The sequence below is a fragment of the Rhizobium sp. NXC24 genome (assembly GCF_002944315.1).
Lineage (GTDB): Bacteria > Pseudomonadota > Alphaproteobacteria > Rhizobiales > Rhizobiaceae > Rhizobium.
In genome coordinates this window covers 2,180,296-2,202,670 of sequence record NZ_CP024314.1, presented here as the reverse complement: position 1 = coordinate 2,202,670, position 22,375 = coordinate 2,180,296, and the positions used below count along the sequence as shown (strand labels likewise).

The 22,375-nt window shown below is 61.3% G+C and carries 20 protein-coding genes and 1 riboswitch; all 20 genes read right to left on the bottom strand.

The features are described 5' to 3' along the window. Positions 1 to 135 precede the first annotated feature (135 nt). Positions 136 to 1,047 (bottom strand): ABC transporter permease, encoded by a 912-nt coding sequence (locus NXC24_RS34120; protein ID WP_104827659.1) that lies wholly within the window; start codon positions 1,045 to 1,047, stop codon positions 136 to 138. After that, a complete protein-coding gene (locus NXC24_RS34115; protein ID WP_104827658.1) occupies positions 1,044 to 2,144 on the bottom strand; it encodes an ABC transporter permease in 1,101 nt (366 codons plus the stop codon). The genes NXC24_RS34120 and NXC24_RS34115 overlap by 4 nt, the downstream gene beginning before the upstream one ends. Continuing rightward, the gene (locus NXC24_RS34110) at positions 2,141 to 3,664 is read right to left on the bottom strand and encodes an ABC transporter ATP-binding protein (protein WP_104827657.1); all 1,524 of its coding nucleotides are present in this window, start codon (positions 3,662 to 3,664) and stop codon (positions 2,141 to 2,143) included. Before NXC24_RS34110 ends, NXC24_RS34115 begins: the two co-directional genes overlap by 4 nt. Positions 3,665 to 3,671: 7 nt before the next feature. Further along, the gene (locus NXC24_RS34105) at positions 3,672 to 4,772 is read right to left on the bottom strand and encodes a BMP family ABC transporter substrate-binding protein (RefSeq protein ID WP_104827656.1); all 1,101 of its coding nucleotides are present in this window, start codon (positions 4,770 to 4,772) and stop codon (positions 3,672 to 3,674) included. A gap of 22 nt (positions 4,773 to 4,794) precedes the next feature. Next, on the bottom strand, positions 4,795 to 6,174 hold the full coding sequence (locus tag NXC24_RS34100) for an amidohydrolase (protein WP_104827655.1): 1,380 nt from the start codon (positions 6,172 to 6,174) through the stop codon (positions 4,795 to 4,797). A gap of 7 nt (positions 6,175 to 6,181) precedes the next feature. Next, positions 6,182 to 6,835, bottom strand: coding sequence for a glutathione S-transferase family protein (locus NXC24_RS34095; RefSeq protein WP_104827654.1), 654 nt, complete (start codon positions 6,833 to 6,835; stop codon positions 6,182 to 6,184). After that, entirely contained in the window at positions 6,832 to 7,677 is an 846-nt protein-coding gene (locus tag NXC24_RS34090) for an aromatic ring-hydroxylating dioxygenase subunit alpha (RefSeq protein WP_104827653.1), read from the bottom strand. The genes NXC24_RS34095 and NXC24_RS34090 overlap by 4 nt, the downstream gene beginning before the upstream one ends. Then, positions 7,674 to 8,318, bottom strand: a complete 645-nt coding sequence (locus NXC24_RS34085) for a Rieske (2Fe-2S) protein (protein ID WP_104827652.1) — start codon at positions 8,316 to 8,318, stop codon at positions 7,674 to 7,676. The genes NXC24_RS34090 and NXC24_RS34085 overlap by 4 nt, the downstream gene beginning before the upstream one ends. 138 nt (positions 8,319 to 8,456) lie before the next feature. Further along, positions 8,457 to 8,741, bottom strand: a complete 285-nt coding sequence (locus NXC24_RS34080) for an acylphosphatase (RefSeq protein ID WP_104827651.1) — start codon at positions 8,739 to 8,741, stop codon at positions 8,457 to 8,459. Positions 8,742 to 9,053: 312 nt separating this feature from the next. Further along, positions 9,054 to 10,865: an allophanate hydrolase gene (gene atzF / locus NXC24_RS34070; protein ID WP_104827649.1), complete on the bottom strand. Its 1,812-nt coding sequence runs from the start codon at positions 10,863 to 10,865 to the stop codon at positions 9,054 to 9,056. After that, positions 10,865 to 14,401: an urea carboxylase gene (gene uca / locus NXC24_RS34065; protein ID WP_104827648.1), complete on the bottom strand. Its 3,537-nt coding sequence runs from the start codon at positions 14,399 to 14,401 to the stop codon at positions 10,865 to 10,867. Before uca ends, atzF begins: the two co-directional genes overlap by 1 nt. 1 nt (position 14,402) lies before the next feature. Then, on the bottom strand, positions 14,403 to 15,053 hold the full coding sequence (locus tag NXC24_RS34060; protein WP_104827647.1) for an urea amidolyase associated protein UAAP2: 651 nt from the start codon (positions 15,051 to 15,053) through the stop codon (positions 14,403 to 14,405). 17 nt (positions 15,054 to 15,070) lie between these two features. Then, on the bottom strand, positions 15,071 to 15,889 hold the full coding sequence (locus tag NXC24_RS34055) for an urea amidolyase associated protein UAAP1 (RefSeq protein ID WP_104827646.1): 819 nt from the start codon (positions 15,887 to 15,889) through the stop codon (positions 15,071 to 15,073). Positions 15,890 to 15,891: 2 nt separating this feature from the next. Further along, on the bottom strand, positions 15,892 to 16,713 hold the full coding sequence (locus tag NXC24_RS34050; RefSeq protein WP_104827645.1) for an ABC transporter ATP-binding protein: 822 nt from the start codon (positions 16,711 to 16,713) through the stop codon (positions 15,892 to 15,894). Beyond that, positions 16,710 to 17,528, bottom strand: coding sequence for an ABC transporter permease (locus NXC24_RS34045; RefSeq protein ID WP_104827644.1), 819 nt, complete (start codon positions 17,526 to 17,528; stop codon positions 16,710 to 16,712). The genes NXC24_RS34050 and NXC24_RS34045 overlap by 4 nt, the downstream gene beginning before the upstream one ends. A 60-nt stretch (positions 17,529 to 17,588) precedes the next feature. Then, positions 17,589 to 18,662 (bottom strand): putative urea ABC transporter substrate-binding protein, encoded by a 1,074-nt coding sequence (locus NXC24_RS34040; RefSeq protein ID WP_104827991.1) that lies wholly within the window; start codon positions 18,660 to 18,662, stop codon positions 17,589 to 17,591. Between the two features lie 75 nt (positions 18,663 to 18,737). Next, positions 18,738 to 18,851: riboswitch (guanidine-I (ykkC/yxkD leader) on the bottom strand. Between the two features lie 246 nt (positions 18,852 to 19,097). After that, positions 19,098 to 19,451: a cupin domain-containing protein gene (locus tag NXC24_RS34030; protein WP_104827642.1), complete on the bottom strand. Its 354-nt coding sequence runs from the start codon at positions 19,449 to 19,451 to the stop codon at positions 19,098 to 19,100. Continuing rightward, the gene (locus NXC24_RS34025; protein ID WP_104827641.1) at positions 19,444 to 20,112 is read right to left on the bottom strand and encodes an isochorismatase family cysteine hydrolase; all 669 of its coding nucleotides are present in this window, start codon (positions 20,110 to 20,112) and stop codon (positions 19,444 to 19,446) included. The genes NXC24_RS34030 and NXC24_RS34025 overlap by 8 nt, the downstream gene beginning before the upstream one ends. Beyond that, positions 20,112 to 21,662, bottom strand: a complete 1,551-nt coding sequence (locus NXC24_RS34020) for an ABC transporter ATP-binding protein (RefSeq protein WP_104827640.1) — start codon at positions 21,660 to 21,662, stop codon at positions 20,112 to 20,114. The genes NXC24_RS34025 and NXC24_RS34020 overlap by 1 nt, the downstream gene beginning before the upstream one ends. Further along, positions 21,659 to 22,372: an isochorismatase family cysteine hydrolase gene (locus tag NXC24_RS34015; RefSeq protein ID WP_104827639.1), complete on the bottom strand. Its 714-nt coding sequence runs from the start codon at positions 22,370 to 22,372 to the stop codon at positions 21,659 to 21,661. Before NXC24_RS34015 ends, NXC24_RS34020 begins: the two co-directional genes overlap by 4 nt. Between the last annotated feature and the right edge of the window lie 3 nt (positions 22,373 to 22,375).

Here is a 22,375-nt window from a genome sequence, read left to right as displayed (position 1 = left end):
TATCCATGTAGGAAATTCCGGCGAGTCTCGAAGACTTTTGCGATGGCATCGACGACGACGCCCTTCAGAGCGCTGCGAGGCGAACGTCATGGCTTATGCAAACACCGAGTCCTGTAACCCTCGGCGCAAATACAGTCACCGCTCGAACGGCTCGCCGAGTGAGGCGACGCCGTTGAGCTTCAGTAGGCGGCGATCTGCCGAGATGATGCCGAGGACGATGATCGTCACGAGATAGGGCAGGCATGCCAGCAGTTGTGAGGGAACGGCAAGCCCGCTTGCCTGGGCGGCAAGACCCATCAGCGATACCGCGCCAAACAGGCAGGCGCCTAAGAAAATCCTTGATGTCAGCCAGGTGCCAAAGACAACAAGAGCAATGGCAATCCAGCCACGACCGGCGATCATGCCGTCCGCCCAGAGCGGCGTGTAGATCGTCGCGGCGTAGGCACCGGCAAAGCCTGCCATCATGCCGCCGAACGCAACTGCGGCGAAACGGATCGCGACGATGGGATAGCCGATAGCATGGGCGGCTTTCGGATTTTCACCGACAGCGCGCAGGACCAGGCCAATCTTGCCGTAGGCAAACAGCGCCCAGATGCCTAAGGTCAAGACAAGGGAGATCCAGACGACGATATCCTGATTGAAGAGCCCGCCGACGACGGGAATCTCCGAAAGCCCGGGGATCGCGATCTTCGGCAGCGTGGTGACGGTCAGGCTTTCATAGCTTTTGCCAAACAGCGCCGAGAGGCCCTGACCGAGAATCCCGAGCGCAAGACCGGCCGCGACCTGGTTTGCGTTAAACCCCAGAATGATACCGGCAAAAATCATCGAGAGGAGAGCGCTTCCGAGACCGGCCGCGAGGAAAGCCAGAAAATGACCGCCCCCGTGATAAACAACAATGAACGCGATGACGGCACCAAGCGCCATTAGTCCCTCGACGCCGAGATTGAGGACGCCGGCGCGCTCGACGACAAGCTCACCTAAAGCCGCCAGCAGAAACGGGGTTGCGGCCGCCAGCATGCCCGCGAGAATGAACTCGACAGCGCTCATGATGCGCTCCGGGCGGACACGGGGCGCCATACGATGCGATAGCGCACGAAAGCCACGGCGATGAGATAGATGAGGAGCAGACTGCCCTGGAAGACGCGGACGGCCGCGATGGGTAGATTGGCGGAAACCATGGCATTGTCGCCGCCGATGTAGAGCGCGGCCATGATGATCGAGGAAATAACGATGCCGATCGGATTGAGACCGCCGAGATAGGCAACGATGATGGCCGCGTAGCCATACCCTGTCGAGATGGAGCGCTGTAGCTGACCAAGGGGGCCGGCAACTTCGGCAGCGCCGGCAAGACCGGCCGCCGCACCGCCGATGATCAGCGAGAGCCAAATTGCCCAACTCTCCTTGAAGCCGGCATAGCTTGCCGCGCGGGGAGCCAGTCCGCCAACCTGCAATTTGTATCCGGCGAAGCTTTTCTGCATGAAGATCCATGCCGCGATCGATAGGCCGACCGCGAGGAGAAGCGAGACATTGACGCGCGTCCCTTCGAACAGGATCGGCACCATGGCATCGTACTGGAACATGACCGACTGCGGGAAATTGAAACCGTTCGGATCTTTCCATGGCCCGAGAAGCAGATAATTGAGCAATTGTGCGGCGACGAAGCTCAGCATCAGCGAGACGAGAATTTCGTTGGCATTGAGCCTGACGCGCCAGAAGGCGGTGAGGGAGGCCCATACCGCACCCCCGATGGTGCCGAGCAGCAGCATTGCCGGCCAGATCCATTGGCCCGTTGCCTGCGGCATCCAGATGGGTATGGCGGAGGCGAAGATTGCGCCGAGAATGAATTGACCCTCGGCACCAATGTTGAAGACCTTCGCCCGAAAGCCGATCGCCAGACCCTGTGCGATGAGAAGCAGTGGGCCGGTTTTCAGCAATACTTCGGAGAATGACGCCCAGGAGAAAAATGGCTCGATCAACATGGCGTAGATCACCGCTGCCGGATCACGACCCATGGCGACATAGAGGCCCAAATTAAGAGCGATAGTGACGATGAGGGCGATCGGCGGCGCAAGCAACTTCGCGGTGAACGAGGCCCGTTCCCGGCGAACGAAGGTGGGTAGGGCGGCGGAGAAGGAACTGCTCATGCGGATAGCTTTTCCCGTTGGGGCTGTGCGCCGATCATGTATCGACCGATCTCTTCCGGTTTTGTATCGCGTGTGACGAGCGGCGGGCTCAGCGTGCCATGATACAGGACCTGGATGAAGTCGCTGAGCTCGAACAATTCCTCGAGCTCTTCGGATATGACGAGAATGGCCATGCCTTGATTGCGCAGCTCGATCAGCCGCTTGCGAATGGCAGAGGCCGCGCCGACGTCTACGCCCCAGGTTGGCTGCGCAAGGAAGAGCAGTTTCGGCGCCAGCATGATTTCGCGTCCGACGATGAACTTCTGCAGGTTTCCCCCGGAAAGTGAGCCGGCTTCCGCATCCGGGCCTGGCGTGCGCACGTCATAATCCCGGATGCACTCGTTTGCGAAGGCGGTGGCCCTGGCGCTGTCGAGGAGACCATGCCGCACGAGCTTCAAGGGATGAGCCGTCAGCAGGCTGTTGAGCGTCAGCGACATCTCGGGAACTGCGCCGTGACCGAGCCGGTCTTCCGGGACGAAGGCAAAGCCCAGTTTTCTACGGCTGGCGGCGTCGAGGCTACCCACATCCCGTCCCATCATGAAGATCTGGTCGCGCTTGTCCCGTGGCAGGGTCGTTTCCCCCGAAATCAGCGCGGCAAGTTCCTTTTGTCCATTGCCGGAAATACCGGCAATGCCGAGAATCTCGCCGCGGCGCACGCTCAGGCTGACAGCGGAGAGCGGCACTGCGAAAGGATCGCCTGGCCGGTAATCGAGGCCAATGATTTCTAGGCGCTTTTCGCCCTCGGCCATAGGCAATGCGGCCATCGGCTCCGGCATATCGCGGCCAATCATCATGCGGGCGAGATCATGGGCGTCATGCTCGCGCGGATCCACATGTCCGGTCACGCGTCCGCCGCGCAGGATAGTGGCACGGTCGCACAGGGACTGGATCTCCTCCAGCTTGTGCGAGATGAAGAGGATCGACACGCCGCCGTCGCGAAGTCGGCGCAGCGTGTCGAACAGCTTCCCGACGGCTTGCGGCGGCAGGACCGATGTCGGCTCGTCGAGGATCAGCAGTTTCGGATCGGTCAACAAGCATCGGATGATTTCCACCCGCTGCCGCTCGCCGACCGACAGTTCATGCACGTGGGCCAGCGGATCGACTTCAAGTCCGAATTCATCCCCCAATGTGCGGATGCGCTTCGCAAGTTCGGCCGTTCGGCCTGACACGATCAGCCGGATGTTTTCGACAACCGTGAGACTCTCGAACAGCGAGAAATGCTGAAAGACCATCCCGATGCCGGCACGCCTCGCCTCCGCGGGGGAGGCAAGGCTGAGGGGCTGTCCATACCAGGCAACAGTCCCGTCGTCCGGTTGTTCGACGCCGTAGATCAACTTCATCAGGGTCGATTTGCCGGCGCCATTCTCTCCAAGGATGGCATGGATCGAGCCGGGGACTACGTCCAGATCAATATGCTGGTTGGCATGGACCTGGCCGTAGCTTTTGGAGATGCCGCGCAGCGACAGCAGCGGGATGGTCATGATTGACTTACTTCGGCAAAGGCGTCTTCACACCTTTGACATGCCAGTCCATCGCGACGATCTGGGCATCCGTCAAGATTGTGCCCGAGGCCGCTCCTTCGCTGCCGTCTGCCTTGGCGATCGGACCGGCGAACGGCGAAAAGCCGCCGCTGGCGATCTTCGCTTCAATCTCCCTGATCTTCGCCATGGTGTCTGCCGGGATCGCCGGGCTCCAGTCGACGACTTCGACGACCTTGTCGGCGACGCCGAGAAACGCGTTGGCGCCTTTGAAGGTACCGGCGAGATGGGCATCGACCGATGCCTTGAAGAACGGCGACCAGTCCGTGGAGATGCAGCCGAGATAGGTTTTCGGCGCATATTTCTTCATCGAGGAGTTCAGATTGAAGGCGTAGACACCCGCTTGCTCGCAGGCAGAAATGACCGAGGGCGTATCCTGAGCGTTCGAGAAGATCACGTCGCAGCCCTGCGAGATCAATGCCTTGGCTGCTTCCTGCTCCTTGGCCGGATCGAACCAGGAATTGACCCAAACGACCGATACCTCGATGTCCGGCTTCACGGCCTGCGCTCCCAGCGTGAAAGCGTTGATGGAGGTGATCAATTCGGGAATGGCAAAGGCGGAAACAGAACCAAGCTTGCCCGTCTTGGAGACAGCGGCCGCCGCCATGCCAAGCAGGTAGGTCCCTTGAAAATACTTGGCGGCAAAGGGTGAGAAATTCGGTGCGACCTGGAAGCCGGAGGCATGCAGGACGGTAACCTTGGGGTTGCGGCGGGCAATCTGAAGCGCGCCGTTCTGATAGCCGAACGAGCCGGCGATCAGGAAGTGATTTCCGTCGGCGACCGTCTTGTTCATGATGCGGTCGGCATCCGGGCCTTCCGCGATGTTCTCAATCACGGTCACCTTGACCTTGTCGCCATAGGCGGCCTTGATCGGATCAAGGCCGGCAGCCAGCGCATGCCCCCAGCCGACATCGCCGATCGGCGAGGGCACGACGAGCGTGATGCCGAGCGGTTCGTCGGCGGCAAAGGCGGAGCGACCGGTGAAGGCCGTTGCGAGGCCTGCGACGGCCGCGCTCTTCATCAATGTTCTGCGGGTCAGATTCTTCTGCATCCCAGTTCCCCTTTTTGGTTTTTCAGAATTCTACTGTTGCAAGTGTTGCCTCGGCTGCCGCAAACAGTGCGGCCTCATCCAGTCCGGTGAATTCACCGCCCTGCCAGACAATGCGTCCGTTGATCATGGTCATATCCGTCGGCATACCGATCCCGACCTTGGCAATGAGGCTCAGCGGGTCATGCCGCGTCCCGACATAGTCCATCCGTCGCGTATCGATTGCGAAAAGGTCGGCCGCCATGCCCGGGGCAAGACGCCCGATATCCGTGCGCCCCAGCAGGCTCGCGCCTCCGCCTGTCGCGTACTGGAGAAAGTCAAGCGGGGCGGGGACGGCATGCTGACGCGTCGAGGCTGTCAGGCACTGCAGCATGTAGGCGGAATGGACGCAATGCATCAGGTTCGAGTTGTCGTTCGATGCCGCTCCGTCGCAACCAAGACCGATACGCAATCCGAAGGCCTGCATCGCTGGGATGTCGGTCACTTCGGCGCCGACCAGGTAAACCGGCTCGGGGCAATGGGAGACGCCCGTGCCGCTCGCTGCCATTTTGCGTAATTCGTCGTGCGTCAATTCCCAGCAATGAGCATAGAATGTGTCGGGGCCTGCAAAACCCAATTCGGCGCAGTAGTCGACCGTGCGCATTCCATGCCGCGCTTTGATGACGGGGCTTTCGCCCTCGCCGACATGCGTGTGCAACTGCACGCCGCGATCTCGCGCCAGCGCGACCGACTCGACGAAGGTTTCGCGATAGCAATTGACTGGCTGGCAGGGGGCGACCACCACCTGGCGCATGCTGAAGGGGCTGGCATCGTGATAGCTATCGATCAGCCGCGCGCAATCGGAGATGAATTCATCGGTGGTTTCGAGCATGGCATCCGGGATCGTCGACCCCTCGGATTTCGGCAGGGTATTGCCGCCGCGGCCTGCGTGAAAGCGCATGCCCAGAAGTTCGGCCGCCTCGAACTGACGATCGATCAGGCGCTTTCCCGCATGGCGGGGAAAGCAATATTGATGGTCGAATGCGGTGGTGCACCCATGCTTGATCATCTCGGCCATTGCAGTGACCGAAGCGTGATAGAAGCAGTCCTCCGTCAGTCGAGAGAAGATCGGATAGATCCGGTCGAGCCATTCGATGACGGAAAGCTTCGTCCAGTCGAGGTCGGCCCGATTGCGCACGAAGCACTGAAAGAAGTGGTGATGCGTATTGACGAGCCCCGGATAGACGAACCAGCCGGAGGCGTCCTGCGCAACGATGCCCTCGGGCAGGGCGTTCAGCGACAGGTTCTCCCCGATCGCCTGGATCGCTGGACCCCTGGTGAGCAGGTCGACATTCCGGCGCACGCTCGGCCCGTTGCCCTCGTCGATGATAACAGCCGCACAATTCTTCAGAAGATAGCCAGTCATTCCATCATTACTCCCCAGCCGGATGCGGATCGGGTTTCAGCTCGTGCAGGCGGTGAATGCCGGGCATTTCGATGAAACCGGGCAGGCTGCGGATGGCGCGCAACCAGAGCCGGATCAAGGGATAGGGATCGAGCGAGATGCCGCCGTCGGGTGCAAGCGCCACATAGGGAAAGCAGGCGATGTCTGCGATCGTTGGCTGGCTTGCCGCAAGGAACCGCATGCCGCGCTCGCCCTGTTCGAAGAGGCCGGCCTCCAGCTCGCGCAGGGCCGCAATCCCCTGAGCCTGCAATGCCTTGATATCTCCCGGTCGCAGCAGCATTTCGTGGAGCCGCGCGCCTCCAAGGTTTGCGGTCAGGCGATGCGAAAAGGAGAGCCATTGCTGCACGCGCGCCGTCTCCTGCGGCGAACTATGGCCCAGCCATTCCGGCGCACCACTGGCAGCGAGATAGGCGAGCATTGCTGTGGACTCGGTGAGCACAAGATCGCCATCCTCGAGGATTGGAATAGACCCCGCCGCATTGAGCGCCAGAAGCTCCGGTCCGCGATGCTCCGCACCGGGATGGAAATCGACTGGCCGGATTTCGAGCTTGATGCCCAAGAGGGCGGCCATCAGCCGTACTTTGTAGCAGCTCGGCGATAAAATATAGTCGTAGAGCTTCATTGTGCGACCAACTGTGCGCCGTAGGTATAATTATGGCGCTTGAGCCATCGCCTATAGGCGACCGAGGTGAGGTCGGCCCTTGTCGGAATTTCCATGCCCGGATCAAGCGGAAGAAGCGTGGGTATCTGGTTTTCGAGGATCGAGCGATCCTGCAGGAAGATCGTCTGCTGAAAGTGGATAAGATCGGTCATCGGTGTATCGTCGTCGAAGAGAGCCATCCATGGCCATACGTCGCAAAGGTCTTCCGCAAGAGGCTGCACGAACAAGGTAATGACGTCCCATTCGTTCGGTCGCGGAGGACACGTCTTGTAGAGCACCGAACAGGTCGGTGCCGGCACGCGGTACATATATTCGGTCGTAATGCCGCCGGACGCCGATTTTGCTGCCTGCGGCTGGTAGAATTTCACCTGCGTTGCCCAGACTTCATCCTCACTCTCGCGGATCTCGACCTTGTAATTTTCGACCTCTGTATGCGGTTCCGCACCGAGGATATCGGTGTGAACGAAGGGAAAATGCGCGATGTCGAGAAAGTTCTCGACGGCACGAAGCGGTGAACAGCGCACGCGGACCACACCGACATCGACGAAGCGGCGGCCTGGCTGATCGGCTTCCGGAATGGCGAATAGCTCCTTGTCCGGCTTTCCGAGGGAGGACCAGACATGGCCATACCGGACGCGGACGGGAAGGGAGCGTCCATTGTCGGTCGTCACCCGCGCATTCCCGTCGCGATCGCGCGCGACTTCGATCGCCTCGCCCATCAGACAGGTCTTGCTTCCCTTTTCGCTGAGCTGGCTGAAAAGGGCGACCGGATACCATTCGTCGATCATCGCGCCGCCTGTCATTCCGCACCCTCCCTTTGGCGTTCTTCCGCCCGGCGGCGGAGAGATTCGGCAATACGGGAAGCCGTCAGACGGTTTGTCGGGCTGCGGTCCTGTTCGATCATGAGATGAAGGAGCGTATGCTTACCCTGGGGCGCGAGCAGCAGCATGATCCAGGGGAAATCAGGCAGGTGGATCAGCCCGTTTGCGTCGGTCTTTGCTCCTGCTACGATCTCGATTGCCGCAACATCCGCTTCCATTGTTAGCGAGCGCAACGGTATGAGCTTGTCGAAGCGTGGGGGCTGTGTCGCCGGTTGTCCGGCGGCTATCCATAAAATACCGCCCGATTCTTCGACCCGCTGGACAGCGACACGGATGGTTTCCGGAGGGACCAGATCGGGATGAGCCGGAATGCGAATGCATCCGCCCGATGGGGAATAGCTCCATCCATGATAAATGCAGGACAGCGCCTCACCACGGACAAAACCATGCGACAATCGCATTCCGCGATGTGGACAGCGATCCGCGGATGCGGTTACGCGGCCCGACTGGCTGCGCCACAGGGCAATTGGGCCGGCCGCTGTCCAGGCCGGTATGACCGTTCCTGGTGGCAGATCAGAGGAAAGGGCAACTGGCGCCCAAGATCCGGCCCCATCAAATGGCATAGCCTTAACTCTCTTAATTTCACCAATGACTTAGCGCCACCGGTCATAGGCAGGCGCCGATCCCTGCATCCCCTCAGCACTCGGAAGCTTGCATAAATGATTCGCATTGGCAACATTGATTAAATAAAAGGCAGAAAATCAGGGATTGCTAAGACGCGATATTTCGGGGCGCTCAATGACTCTGCGCTGGATCTCCTCGACCCAGACGTCGAAAGGACCGAGTGAACAGCCCATTTCCAGCATATCGATCAATTCCACGGGGCCGGCAACCTCAAGCTCGATCCTATCTGCGCCAGAATGGAAGAATGTCTGCGAAAGTCCGAGTTTATCGGCGTGGCGTTGGATCCACGGGACGAATGAGGTCGAGTTGACGTCGCCAAGGATGGTCATGTGTTCTCGAAACTCACCCTGTCGTGGCTGCATCTGCAAATGGCCCTCGCTTGATATCAGGCTGATAGAATAGCTGCTTGAAGAGTTTGCGAAAAGAGGAACGTCTGGCGCGTTCGAGGCATGACCTCGTCAACCGTCGGGCTGTGCGCCAGCTCGTATCCTTTCAAGGCAGCTTGCAGCAAATATGGCGACAGACGGTCAAGGATCTCCCGTGCGAGCCTCTCGCAAGCGAGCACCATGTCTGGCTGCGCAGCGGCCGCCAATCGCCCAGGTCCTGGCGATCAGGCCTCTGAGAACGAGCTGCGCTGCCATTGACAGAAGTTTTCGCATTCCGCCCCTCCTTGTTCACACTGTCGGGCCGGAGGCGCGGATATAATTGCGCCAGCCGCCGAACTCGGTAATCTCTCGACCGCCGGTGACCGCGTGGGCCTCGCAGAGAAAACCAGTGACGTAACTGCCGTCGTCAAGCGTGACTTTGCCGACGCCAAGCGGCGCCGGAATGTTCTGGACGAAACGGGCGAATGCCGCAGGTGGCAAGGCCCAGACTTCGACCTCCACGCCGTTACCCGTAAAGCCGGGATCGCGCAGCAGCCCCGGCTTGGGCGGGATCGTGCCGGGGAGGGCAAAGAGCCGGTAGCTGCCGTCCGTCCGTCCGGTTCGCACTCTATATCCGCCCGGTCGCGTCAGCTCGTGGTTCAGAGGCATATCCGTCAGATGCGCGCCGACCACCACGATCGGCACGAAGTCGTCGGCCGAAGGCGCCACGCGGCTTGCCTCCGGCAGCGCGGCTTTGCGGTCCTTGCCCATTCCGGTATCCAGCGCTCGATGCATGGCATCGGCGAAGGGGGCCAGCGCATCGTCGGTGAAGGCGGGTCCCACCAGCATCACACCTGCGGGCAGATGGCCGTCGGCGTCAAATCCGGCGGGAATGGCAATCGCCGCGCAATCGAGCAGGTTGGCGAAGTTGGTATAGCGGCCAAAGTGGCTGTTCCTGACGATCGGGTCCGCTTGCATTTCTTCGACCGTGTAGGTGGTCGGGGACGTCGGCAGCATCAGGAAATCCACCTTCTCCCATTCGGTCCTGGTTTTCTGCCGCAATGCTTCCAGCTTGTACCGGCCTTCGAAGGCGTCCACGGCATCGTAGGCTTTTGCCCCTTCGATGATGGCCCGCACCGTCGGATCGAAGTCGTCGCCATTCGTCGCCAGGAACTCCTTGACCGCCGCCAGCCGCTCGGCGACCCAGGGGCCGTTATAGAGCAGTTCGGCCGCTTGCCGGAAAGGAGCGTAGTCGAAGGGCACGATCACAGCGCCCAGCGATCGCGCCCGTTCGATGGCGGCGTCATAAAGCGCCTCCACATCCTTGTTGCCGTAGAACTCCCGTTCCGCAGCGTCGAGAACGCCGATACGCGGGCGTGTCGACGGCAAGCTTGCTGGAGCGGCTTGCCGCGAGAACGGATCGCGGGCGTCGTAGCCTTCCATGATCTTGCGGATGGCAATGCCGTCGCCCACCGTCGCGGCAAAGATAGTGACGACGTCGACGCTGCGGCAGGCGGGCACCACGCCGACATTGGGCACTAACCCCGGCGTTGGCTTGATGCCGACAAGATTGTTGAATGCTGCCGGCACGCGCCCCGAACCGGCGGTGTCGGTGCCGAGCGAAAAGCTCGCGAGACCTGCCGCAACGGCGACCGCCGAGCCTGAGCTGGAGCCGCCGGAGACGTAATTACGATCAAACACCGAGCGCGGCGCGCCATGCGGCGAGCGCGTGCCGTTCAGTCCGGTCGCGAACTGATCGAGATTGGTCTTGCCGATCACGATGGCGCCGGCAGCCCTCAATCGCGCGACTGTCGTCGCATCCGCCTGCGGGTGATAGGCGAAGGCCGGGCAGGCGGCCGTTGTCGGCAAGCCCGCTACGTCGATATTGTCCTTGACCGCGAAGGGAATGCCCCAGAGCGGCAGGCTGTTGGATTCTGGCGCACGCGCCACCAGTTCACGGGCCGCAGCTCGCAAGTCGTCCTCGGGCGTCATCGTGATGAAGATGGCCGGATCGTCCGATGCCCTGCATCTTGCGATGATCTCTTCCATTAGCTGGAGCGGCGACAGGCCGGCCGCATAAGCGTGCCTCAGCGAAGCAAGATCGAGAATGGTGGGAAGCATCAGATTTCCTCCAGAATGACCAGCACATCGCCGGCTTTGACATTGCGCCCAGGGCCGGCGCGCAGATCGCGGACGCGTCCGGCGGCATGTGCGGTTACGTTGATTTCCATCTTCATGGATTCGATGATCGCCAATGTATCGCCGGCAGCCACTGGCTGGCCTTCTTCGACCAGTATCTTCCAGACGTTGCCGGGCACGGCGCTTTCTATCCCGAAGCAACCCTCCGGTATGTCGCCGTCGAGGCCGGCGCCTGCGCCTTCCTCGACGGTGAAGCTGTCGAGACCGAGTTCCTTCCACCGTTGCCGTTCCGCTTCGAAAGCCGCCTGCTGCCCTGATTTGAAGGCGCCTATCGCGGCGACTTCGCGGGCAAGCCCGGCTTCATAGGCGGCATAGGAGAATTCGGTCTCCTCTATCCTGACCGGATAACCCCCGTGTGGGAAGGCGGCGCGGGCTTCTGTCAGCTCTTTGTGACTGACGGGGAAGAAGCGGATCTGATCGAAGAAGTCGAGCAGCCATGGCTTGTCCTTGGCGAAGACCGCAGTCTGCCGCCAACTGTTCCAGACCTGGATGGTGCGGCCGAAAAGCTGGTAGCCGCCAGGCCCCTCCATGCCGTAGATGCACATATAGGCGCCGCCGATGCCGACGGCGTTTTCCGGCGTCCAGGTACGAGCTGGATTGTATTTCGTCGTCACCAGCCGATGGCGCGGGTCGACCGGGGTTGCGACCGGCGCGCCGAGATAGACATCGCCGAGGCCGAGCACCAGATAGCTGGCATTGAAGACGACGTCGCGCACCGCCTGTTCATCCGGCAGGCCGTTGATACGACGGATGAACTCGATATTGGAAGGGCACCAGGGCGCGTTCGGGCGCACCAGTTCCTGATATTTGCGCATGGCAAGCTCGGCATCCGGATCGTTCCAGGACAGCGGCAGGTGCACGATGCGGCTGGGGACCTTGATATCCTGCGCGGCCGGCAAGCCCGCCTCGATCTCGGTGAGCAGGCCGAGCAGGCGTTTGCGGGTCAAGGTCGTGCCATCGTAATGGATCTGCAGCGAGCGGATGCCGGGCGTCAGATCGATGATGCCCGGCAGGCGAGCTTGGACGATCGCCTGCATCAAAAGCTGCACGCGCAGACGCAGCGCGATATCAAGCGTCATCGCCCCATATTCGACCAGCAGATTGTCGTCGCCCTGGCGGCGATAGACGACGGGCACGGGTCCTTCTTGGCCCTGGCCGACGATCCCCGACCCTGCTGCATTGCCGAGGTGCTGCAGCCTCGGACCGGCGACGGGGTCTTCGGCACGTTCAGCAGGACGAAACCGGATTTTGTCACCGGGCTTGAACTGGCCCATCTTCCATTGCTCGTCGCGAGCAATGACGGCGGGGCAGACGAACCCGCCGAGGCTCGGACCATCGGGCCCGAGAATGATCGGCATGTCGCCGGTAAAGTCGATCGCGCCGATCGCATAGGCATTGTCATGCAGGTTGGAGGGATGAAGGCCGGCTTCACCACCGTCGCTGCGTGCCCATTTTGGCGCAGGACCGATCAGGCGCACGCCGGTGCGGGCGCTGTTGAAGTGCACCTCGTATTCGGTCGAGAACAACGTCTCGATATCGCTTTCGAGAAAGAAGTCGGGCGCACCGTGCGGGCCGTAGAGGACACCGACCTCCCAGGCTCGGGTCAAAGGGGCGGGCCGGCCTGCCGCCGTCGTTTGCTGCTGTGGCGTGCGTGCCAGCCTCAGAACATGGCCGGTCTGGAGCGTGCCGATGGCATGGCCCCCGAACCGTCCGAGACCGAAGGTCGCCCTGGAGCCGAGCATGACCGGCGCGGAAAGGCCTCCGGCAACGGCGAGGTAAGACCGCTGGCCCGGCCCCTCTATCGCACCAATGGCCAGTGTCTGCCCCGCCCTCGCACTGACGGCTTCGCCATGTGGCAGCAGTACGCCGTCGAGGGTCATCGGCATGCAGGCGCCTGCGAGCGCGATCGTAATGTCGGAAAAGATTTTAAGCACCGGCCCGGAAACAGTAAGTTCCAGCGCCGCGGTTTCGTCAGCATTGCCGACGAGCCTGTTTGCATGACGAAACGAGCGCTCGTCCATCGGGCCGCTCGGCGGCACGCCGACATGCCAGAGGCCGAGCCGGCCGGGCAGCTCCTGAATGCTCGACTGCGCACCCGGCGCCAGCACCTCGATCACATCGGGCACGAAAGGAAAGTCCCTGAGCGCCGTCGTCGCCACGTCGCCGCTCGCCAGCAGCTTGGATCCTGCTATGGCCTGGAGATATTGCAGATTGGTCTCGATGCCGGAGATGGAGCTTTCCGCCAGCGCGCGCTTCAGCTTCTCGATCGCGGCCGGCCGGTCCTCGGCTGCCACGATCACCTTGGCAAGCATCGGATCGTAGAAAGGGGTGACTTCGGTGCCCGTCTCAATCCAGCCGTCGACGCGCGTGCCCGCCGGAAAGACGACCTCCGTCAGCAGGCCGGCGCTCGGCCGGAAGCCGGCATGCGGCATCTCGGCGTAGAGGCGCGCTTCGATCGCCACGCCTTTAGGGACGAGGATTTCGCTGCCGGAAATGACATCCTCGCCGGCGGCTTGACGGATCATCCATTCGACAAGATCGATGCCGTAGACGGCTTCCGTAACCGGGTGCTCGACCTGCAGGCGGGTATTGACCTCGAGGAAATAGAATTCCTCGCGGGCAGGATCATAGATGAACTCCACGGTTCCGGCGGACTGGTAGCGCGCGGAAGAGCCCAGCGCCATGGCCGCGGCATGCAGGCGCTCGCGTATCTCAGGCGAAAGACCGGGAGCGGGCGTCTCCTCAATCACCTTCTGATTCCGGCGCTGCAACGAGCAATCGCGTTCGCCGAGCGCGATCACGCGGCCCTTGCCGTCGCCGAAGATCTGGACTTCGACGTGCCGTGCCTTCGATACGAAGCGTTCGAGATAGACGCGCGCATCGCCGAAACTGGCCTTGGCCGTGCGCTGCACGCTTTCGAAGGCGGCCTTAAGACTATCGGCATCCTCACAAAGCTGCATGCCGATGCCGCCGCCGCCGGCCGTCGATTTCAGCATGACCGGATATCCGATCTCAACCGCCGCAGCGAGCGCTGCGTCGCCCGTCTCGACGAGACCACTGCCCGGTAGCAGCGGTACGCCGCTTGCGCGCGCCAATTCGCGGGCCGTGTGCTTGAGCCCGAAGGCGGCGATATTATCCGGCGTCGGGCCGATGAAGGCGATGCCCTCCTGCGCCAGCCGCTTGGCAAAGCCGATGTTTTCCGAAAGGAAACCGTAGCCGGGATGCACGGCTTCTGCGCCGGTAGCCTTGCAAGCCGCAATGACGGCGTCGACATCGAGATAGCTTTCGGCGGCCGGCGCCGGACCGAGCCTGACGGCCTCGTCGGCCATCAGCGATGCCTTGGCGAAGCGATCGGCGTCCGAATAGACGACGACGGAGGCGATGCCCATGCGCCTCAGCGTCCGGATGATCCGGACAGCGATTTCGCCGCGATTGGCGATCAATATCTTCCTGAACATCTCAAGCCTCACCGTCCCAGACGAGGACGCGGATCGGCGTCGGATCGAAGCCGTTGCAGGGATTGTTGATTTGCGGGCAATTGGAAATGACGATCAGCACGTCCATCTCGGCCTTGAGCTCAACATAATCGCCCGGTGCGGAGATGCCGTCGACGATGGTCATCTCGCCGGTCGGCTCGATCGGCACATTCATGAAGAAGTTGATGTTGGGCACGACGTCGCGCTTGCCCATGCCATGTTTTGCGACCTCCAGAACGAAATTGTCCCGGCAGGCATGGAGATATCTGGTGCCGTGGCCGAAGCGCACCGTGTTGCTCTCGCAGGAGCATGCGCCGGCTGAAGTGTCGTGACGTCCGCAACTGTCGGCCGTCATCCTCAACATGACGCGACCCTCGTTGGACATAATCTCGGTGCCCGTTGTGATATAGGCCGCACCCTGCTCGCGCATGGTGTCCTGGCTGGAATAGCGTTCGGAATGATCTTCTGCGTTGTAGAACAGCGTGTCGATCGCCTGCTGGCCATAGCTATCCTCGATGCGCAATGTCTGGCCTTTCCGAACCACCGTCGAGAACGGCGCTTCTGCGGCAATGAAGTGATCCTGCACGGCGTTCTTGAGCGTGCGGAACGGAGCGGTCTGGATAAAGTCGGTCATGATAGTCTCTCCACTGCTCACAGGTCGGCGGATGCGTTGTTCTCGAAGCCGCGTACTGCCTCTGCGGTGGCTGTGAGGCACAGGTCGTCGGAGCTGGTGGGCCGGACAGCCAGCCGCGTCACGGTCACCGGCTTCGGTGCGTATGTCGGGCTTGGATCGAGCGGATGCGGGCAATTGGAAAAGCCGACAATCATGTCCATCTCGGCGCGCAGCTCAACATAGTCACCGTCATGCGGCAGCTCCGACTGCCATGCGAACTTGCCGTCCACATCAACGCGAACGGGAGCAAAGAGCGCGAGCACGGCGGGAATGTCGCGCTTGTCCAATCCGGCCTTGGTCGCAAGCTTGATGAAATTGTCGCGGCTGTTGCGGGTGCCTTCGCCGTATTTCGCCAGGTTTGAGGCGGCAGTCGAGCTGCCCATCAGGCAATCATGTGCGCCGGAAGAATCCTCGGTGACGGAGAACATCACGCGTCCCATGTCGGAGAAGATCACCCGGCCTTTCGAAAGGGCGGTGGTCCATTGCATCTTCACCGTATCGGGCAGATTCAGCCGCTCGCTCGTATCGGCCGCATTCCAGGCGGCGAGCGAGATGGTCGAGAAGCCCTGTTCCTGGGCAATGTGTAGCGTCTCGCCGTGCTTGACGCGTGTCGACCAGTACCAGCCGCTGGGTATGACTTCCTGATGGACAATCAAAGCCGCATCGATCGGCGGGGCGGGTAGGGGGCTCGGTGTCGGCAAGGCCTTGGGTGCGAATTCCAGACCCTTTCTCTGATGTTCTTCATAACGGGCGCGGTTGACGGCGATTTCTTCTGACGAACGTCTGACGTGCTGCATGGCTAGATGTCTCCCGACGGTGCCAGGTCGTCCCGGCGGTGCCCCTTTGAAGCGATCGGGCCGTCCCGGTCGGAGCTGAAGATCGAGGCTGCGCCGGCAGTACGCGGCGGCCAGATGGAAATGTCCTTGGTAATCGTCGCGCCGTAGCGCTCCTTCTCTTCCGGCCGGTCGCGGCGGCGCTCGAAGGCGACTACCCTTGTGGCAAGCGTGAAGGCTTCGCGCATGTCATGCGTGACCATGACGACGGTCATCTGCGTTTCGTGCCAAAGCCGTTTCATCAGCGTGTGGATCTCGGCGCGGATACCAGGGTCGAGCGCGCCGAAAGGCTCGTCGAGCAATAGCACTTTGGGGCGCATGATGAGCGCCTGCGCCAGCGCCAGGCGCTGCTGCATGCCGCCGGAAAGCTGGGCTGGATACTTGTTTTCGGCGCCGGCAAGGCCGACCTCCGCGAGGAGTTGCCGCGCCTCGTCGATCGCGTTGCGCCGCGCCGCGCCGAAAAGCCTGGCCTTGTAGCGCGAGCCGGCAAGCTCCTTGCCGAGCAGCACGTTGTTGAGTGCGGTCAGATGCGGAAAGACCGAGTAGCGCTGAAAGACCACGCCGCGGTCGGCGTCGGGCTCGCTAGGCAGCGGCGCGCCATCGAGAGAGATCGCGCCTCTGGTGGGCTGTTCCTGTCCCAAAAGCATACGCAGGAAGGTCGACTTACCGCAGCCGGAGGGACCGACGAGTGCGACAAAGGCGCGGGAGGCGACCGTCAGCGACACATCCTCGAGCACGATCTGGTCACCGTATTCCTTCCAGACCTTTTCTATCCTGAGTTCGCTCATGCCTGCTTCTCCAGTTCGGACCAGGGGAAGACGGCGATGCGGAGGCGATCGAGAAGATAATTCATGAGCACGGCGAGCAGTGTGATCCAGACGACGTAGGGAAAGATCACATCCATCGACAGATATCGGCGAACGAGGAAAATACGGTAGCCAAGGCCGGAATCGGAGGAGATCGCCTCGGCGGCAATCAGGAACAGCCAGGCCGGCCCGAGCTGGAGCCTCAGGCAGGTGATCAGCCGCGGCAGGATCTGTGGCAACACGACGCGAAGCGCGATCTGCCAGGAGGAGCCGCCGAGCGTCTCGGCCTTGACGATCTGCTCGCGCGGCAATTCCAGCGCCTTCAGCGCCAGGTCGCGGATCATCGTCGGTGCAACGCCGATCACGATAAGGGCGATCTTGGAGGTCTCGCCAAGGCCCATGACGATGAACAGTATCGGCAGCAACGCGAGCGGCGGCACCATCGAAATGACTGCGACGAAGGGCGACAGCAGAGCCCTGAGATAGGGCAGCATGCCGATGAGCATGCCGATGCAAAGCGCGATAGCCGTGGATATGCTGAGGCCCGACAGGAGCCGTACCAGGCTCGCCCAGGTGTCCGACCACAGCAGGTATTCTCCCGTGCGCGGATCGGCGATGAAGGCCATACGGTTGATGGCGTCGGCAAAGCCGGCAAGATTGGGCAGCAACTTGTCATTGGCGTTTTCGGCAAGCCGTGCGGCTGAACCGACGGCATACGCGACGATCAGCAGCAAAAAGGGCAACAGCGTCAAGGCAAGCTGCGCACCCCGGCTAGGCCTGCTATTGATCCAACGCATGAAAGGCTCCGCGGATGAAGGGATCGGGCGGCGCGCCGGCGCCGCCAGTGAAGGTATCGCTCAGAGCGAACCGTCGGCGGCCGCCTTCATATAGGTCTCCGTGAAGCGCAACTTGACATTCGCACTGTCGCCGAGAACCTTGCCATCGGGCATTTCGATGCCGATGACGTCAGCCGAAGGCGCTCCATTGCCGAGCAGACCCTTCTGGAACAGGAAGCTGCGCACCAGATCCATCGTCTTCGGCAGGTTCGGCGAGGTGGTGAAGGCAACCGCGTCGGCAGGCTTATCGAAGAGTTTGGTTGCGGCGAGCTGCGCCTCGAAACCCTTCAGGTCTGTGCCCGATGCGGCCCCCATCGCCTCGCGGGCAGCCTTGCCTTCCGGTGTGTCTGCCCTCAGCAGCGCCGCCGTTTCATACCAGATGCCGGCCAACGCCTTACCGAAATTCGGATTGTCCTTCAGGATGTTGCTGTTGGCGGCCATCAGGTCGATGATCTCGCCCGGCACCTGCGAGCTATCGAAGACCTTCTTGGCGGAAGGCTCCTCGAGAATGGTCGAGACCAGCGGATTCCAGGTGACGACGGCGGAGACATCCGGCGTCTTGTAGGCCGCAACCATATCGGCGTCGGAGGTGTTAACCACCTTCACGTCGCGTTCGGTAAGCTTGATGCTGTCGAGCGCGCGGGCGAGCAGATAATGCGAAACCGAATACTGAACCAGATTGACGTTCTGGCCCTTGAGGTCTGCGAGGCTTGCCTTGTCCTTGAGAATGACGGCGTCATTGCCATTCGAAAAGTCACCAACGATAACGGCTGTCGTGTCGACGCCGCCGGCTGCCGGGATCGAGAGGCCGTCCATGTTGGTCAGCGTCACGGCATCGAAGGCGCCGGCCGTATACTGGTTCATCGACTCGACGTAATCGTTGAACTGGGTGACCTCGATGTTGATGCCGTATTTGTCGGCCCATTTCTTGACGATACCGTGATCGGCGGCATAACCCCAGGGCATCCAGCCGACATAGATGGACCAGGCGACCTTGAAACTGGTTTTCGGCGCGGCGCTTGCGGCAGAGCCAAGCCCGAAAGCCAGCGATACCGAAAGAGCCGTTACGGAAAGGATCTTCGAAAAAGTCTGCATAGAAATTCCCCTTTTGCTTTTTTTCAAAAAGGGATCGGCAAAGACCATCGCGCCGCCAATCCCTTGGCTTACGAGGTCTCCCGGGCTTTTATCCCGCCGTGCATCCGGTGGGATTTCTCCCCCAGCCGGTGGTGGCTCTCGGACCAGCACGCTCCGAAGAGGAGCGCCGGAACCCTAGCCACCAACTCTGCGGATAAAGAAGCAAGGTCCATGCCACTCCCAAATATGTATGATAGATGCGGTCTGAAGCATAATCGCGAACGGCAGCGACGTCATTCAATGCCGCTATTTTGATCATGCTGCCCAGAATTTCTGCCGGCGTTCCCGCGGAGTCCTTCTTCGTCAGTTGAATAAAGATGCCCGGATCGTTCATCTTGGCGCTGCCGCCATTGCGGTAGAATTCGTGTAGGGCGACCTCGAAAGCTGACCGTGCTTTCATGCCGTTTCCTCTCCGAGTATTTTCACTGGCCGGTCCCACTGAATAAGCACGACACAGCCGGTATCGCTCCAGACCGAATGTTCTGTGCCGGGGGCATTGACGATGTAACTGCCGCGGCCGTAGTCGCCGGCCTCGTCGGACTGCACCCCATCGAGAACGAAAATGGTTTCCAACCCCTCATGGCGATGGCGGGGAACGGACGCGCCGGCTTCGTATTTCAGGAGCGCCACGCCCGGTTGGTCGCCTTCGAAGGGGCGAATCCAATGGATTGTCACCTCTTCACGGAACGGCCCGAATTCCAGATCCTTCCAGCCGCCTGATGTGAGCAGTTCGCGGGTCGTTTCAGGCATGGGCGATGCTTTCCAGGATATCGTCGACACGAGCCGTCCAGCCGACGATGGCGCCCTGGGCGCGGATCATGGCAATGGCGGCGGCCTTGAATTCGGGGAAGTAGCTTTCCGTCGCCTCCTCGGCGAGCAGGCATTCATAGCCGCGGTCGTTTGCCTCGCGCATCGTCGTCTGCACGCAGACTTCTGTCGTTACACCCGCAAAGACGAGCTGCTTGATACCCTTCTCATGCAGGACATCGCCAAGTTTCGTGGCGTAAAAGGCGCCCTTGCCGGGTTTTTCAATGACGACCTCGCCCTTGATCGGCGCAAGCTCCGGTAGGATCGCCGTGCCAGGCTCACCGGAGATGAGGATGCGACCCATGGGACCCTTGTCGCCGATCCTAAACATCGGATTGCCGCGGTCGCGTTTTGCCGGCGGCAGGTCGGAGAGATCGCGCTTGTGGCATTCCATAGTGTGGATGACCGGCAGGCCGGCGTTGCGGAAGCCCTGGATGAGGCGTTTGACATCGGGGACGATTCTGACGATGCGACTGACATCATTGCCAAGGCTAGCACCAAAGCCACCGGGTTCGGCGAAGTCGCGCTGCATGTCGATGACGATAAGGGCAAGCTGGTCGTGTTTCACCGGAAAGGCGAAGGGTTCTGCCTTGATCTCCGCCATCAGTGATGCCCCGCCATATGCGCGCCGATCACACCGATATCCGCCGAACGCGCCGGTGTCTCGTAAACCAGCTTGCCTTCGGAAATCACCACGATGCGGTCCGACATTTCGAGCAGCTCGTCGAGATCTTCGGACAGCAGCAAAACGGCCGTACCGGAATTGCGCGCCTTCATGATGCGGGCACGGATCTCGGCGACAGCGGAGAAATCGAGGCCGAAACAGGGGTTCGAGACGATGAGCAGGTCCACCTTGCCCGTCAGCTCGCGGGCGAGTACCGCGCGCTGCACATTGCCGCCTGAAAGCGCTGCAATCGGTGAGGAGGCGGATGCCGTTTTCACCTTGAAGTCGGAGATCAGCGCGCTGGCGCGCTTCTTCATCTTGCCCTTGTTCAGCCAGATCGCATCCTTGCCGTCCGCTTTCAGATCGAATGTGCGGAAAGCGAGGTTTTCGCTAACGGTCATACGAGGGGCGCACGCGTTCTGCAGCGGTTCTTCGGGGATGAAACGAACATTGTTCTTGCGTGTCTCGGGGCGGGTTGCGCCATAAGCCTCGCTGTTGACGCTCACATGGCCGCTATCCGTCGGCCGCTGTCCGGCGAGGATTTCCGTCAGCTCTTTCTGGCCGTTTCCGGATATGCCGGCGATGCCGACGATCTCGCCCGAGCGCACCAGGAGCTTATCGATCTCGATGCTCTTGAGACCGGAGCGGTCCGGTGCCTTGACCTGCTCGATCGTCAGCACTGGCTTGGCGTTTTCTGAAACGGGAACGCGTGTATCGAGTTCGGCAAGCTTGACGTCGCCAATCATCATCGCCGCCATGTCAGCGGTGGAGAGTTCACCGACCTTGCCGGCGCCGACCAGCTTACCACGCCGCAGGATCGAGACAGCATCGGCGAACTTCGTGACCTCATGAAACTTGTGCGAAATCATCAGCACGGTCAGTTCACCGCGCTCGGTCATACCGCGCACGAGGCCAAGCATCTCATCGGCTTCGGCCGGCGTCAGCACCGACGTTGGCTCATCCAGCACCAGGAAGGAGCGGCCGAGATAGAGCTGTTTGACGATCTCCAGCTTCTGCTTTTCGCCGGCGGCAAGCTCGCTCACCGGTCGATCAAGCTGGATCTTGAACGGCATGCGCTCCATGAAGGTGGCCAGATCCTTCCGCTCTTTCGCCCAGTTGATGATACCAGGCACTTGCGCGCGGCTGATGACGAGGTTTTCAGCCCCCGTCAGCGAGGGGACCAGCGTAAAGTGCTGGTAGACCATGCCGAGACCGTAGGTAGCGGCGTCTTTGGGCGAGGTGATTGCCACTTCGCGGCCGTCGACGGAAAGCGACCCCGACGTGGCGTGATAGAAGCCCATGATGCATTTGACGAGCGTCGACTTGCCGGCACCGTTTTCGCCGAGCAGCGCATGGAAGCTGCCGGCAGGCACCTTGATCGAGACACGGTCAAGGGCGGTGAAACTGCCGAAGCACATCGTCATGTCGATCGTGTCGATGCCGACGGCCTTGCCAGCTCTCGGAAGGGGCGTATCGCGGACCGTGCTCATGGCAAAGCCTCGATCAGCGTCTTAGAATTGGAGACAGAACCGAAGACGCCGCCCTGCATCTTCACCATCTTGATGGCGGCGAGGTGATTGCCGTAGTCGGTCGCGCCGCAGCAGTCTTCCAATAGCAGGCATTCGAACCCGCGATCGTTGGCCTCGCGCATCGTGGTGGACACGCAGACGTCAGTGGTGATGCCAGTCAGGATGATATTGTCGATGCGCTTCTGGTTGAGGATCAGTTCCAGATCGGTGGCGCAGAAGGAGCCCTTGCCGGGCTTGTCAATGATGGTCTCGCCCGCAAGGGGATAAAGTTCGGGAATGATGTCCCAGCCGGGTTCGCCGCGCACGAGGATGCGCCCACAAGGTCCGGGATCGCCGATGCCGGCATTGATGCGACGCGAGCGCCAGCGCTTGTTGGCCGGAAGGTCCGCAAGGTCGGGCCGATGACCTTCACGGGTGTGGATGATGTGGTAGCCCTTGGCGCGCATGTCCGCCAGCACTGCCTTGATTGGCTCGATAGGCGCCTGGACCAGTGACAGATCATAACCCATGTGATCGACATAGCCGCCCTTGCCGCAGAAATCAGTCTGCATGTCGATGATGATGAGGGCGGTGTTGTCCGGCCGGAGCGCGCCATTATAGGGCCAGGGATAGGGGTCGGCGTCGACATAGGTCGGCTTCCCGGGGATGACGGCTGTTGCCAGACTGTTCATGGA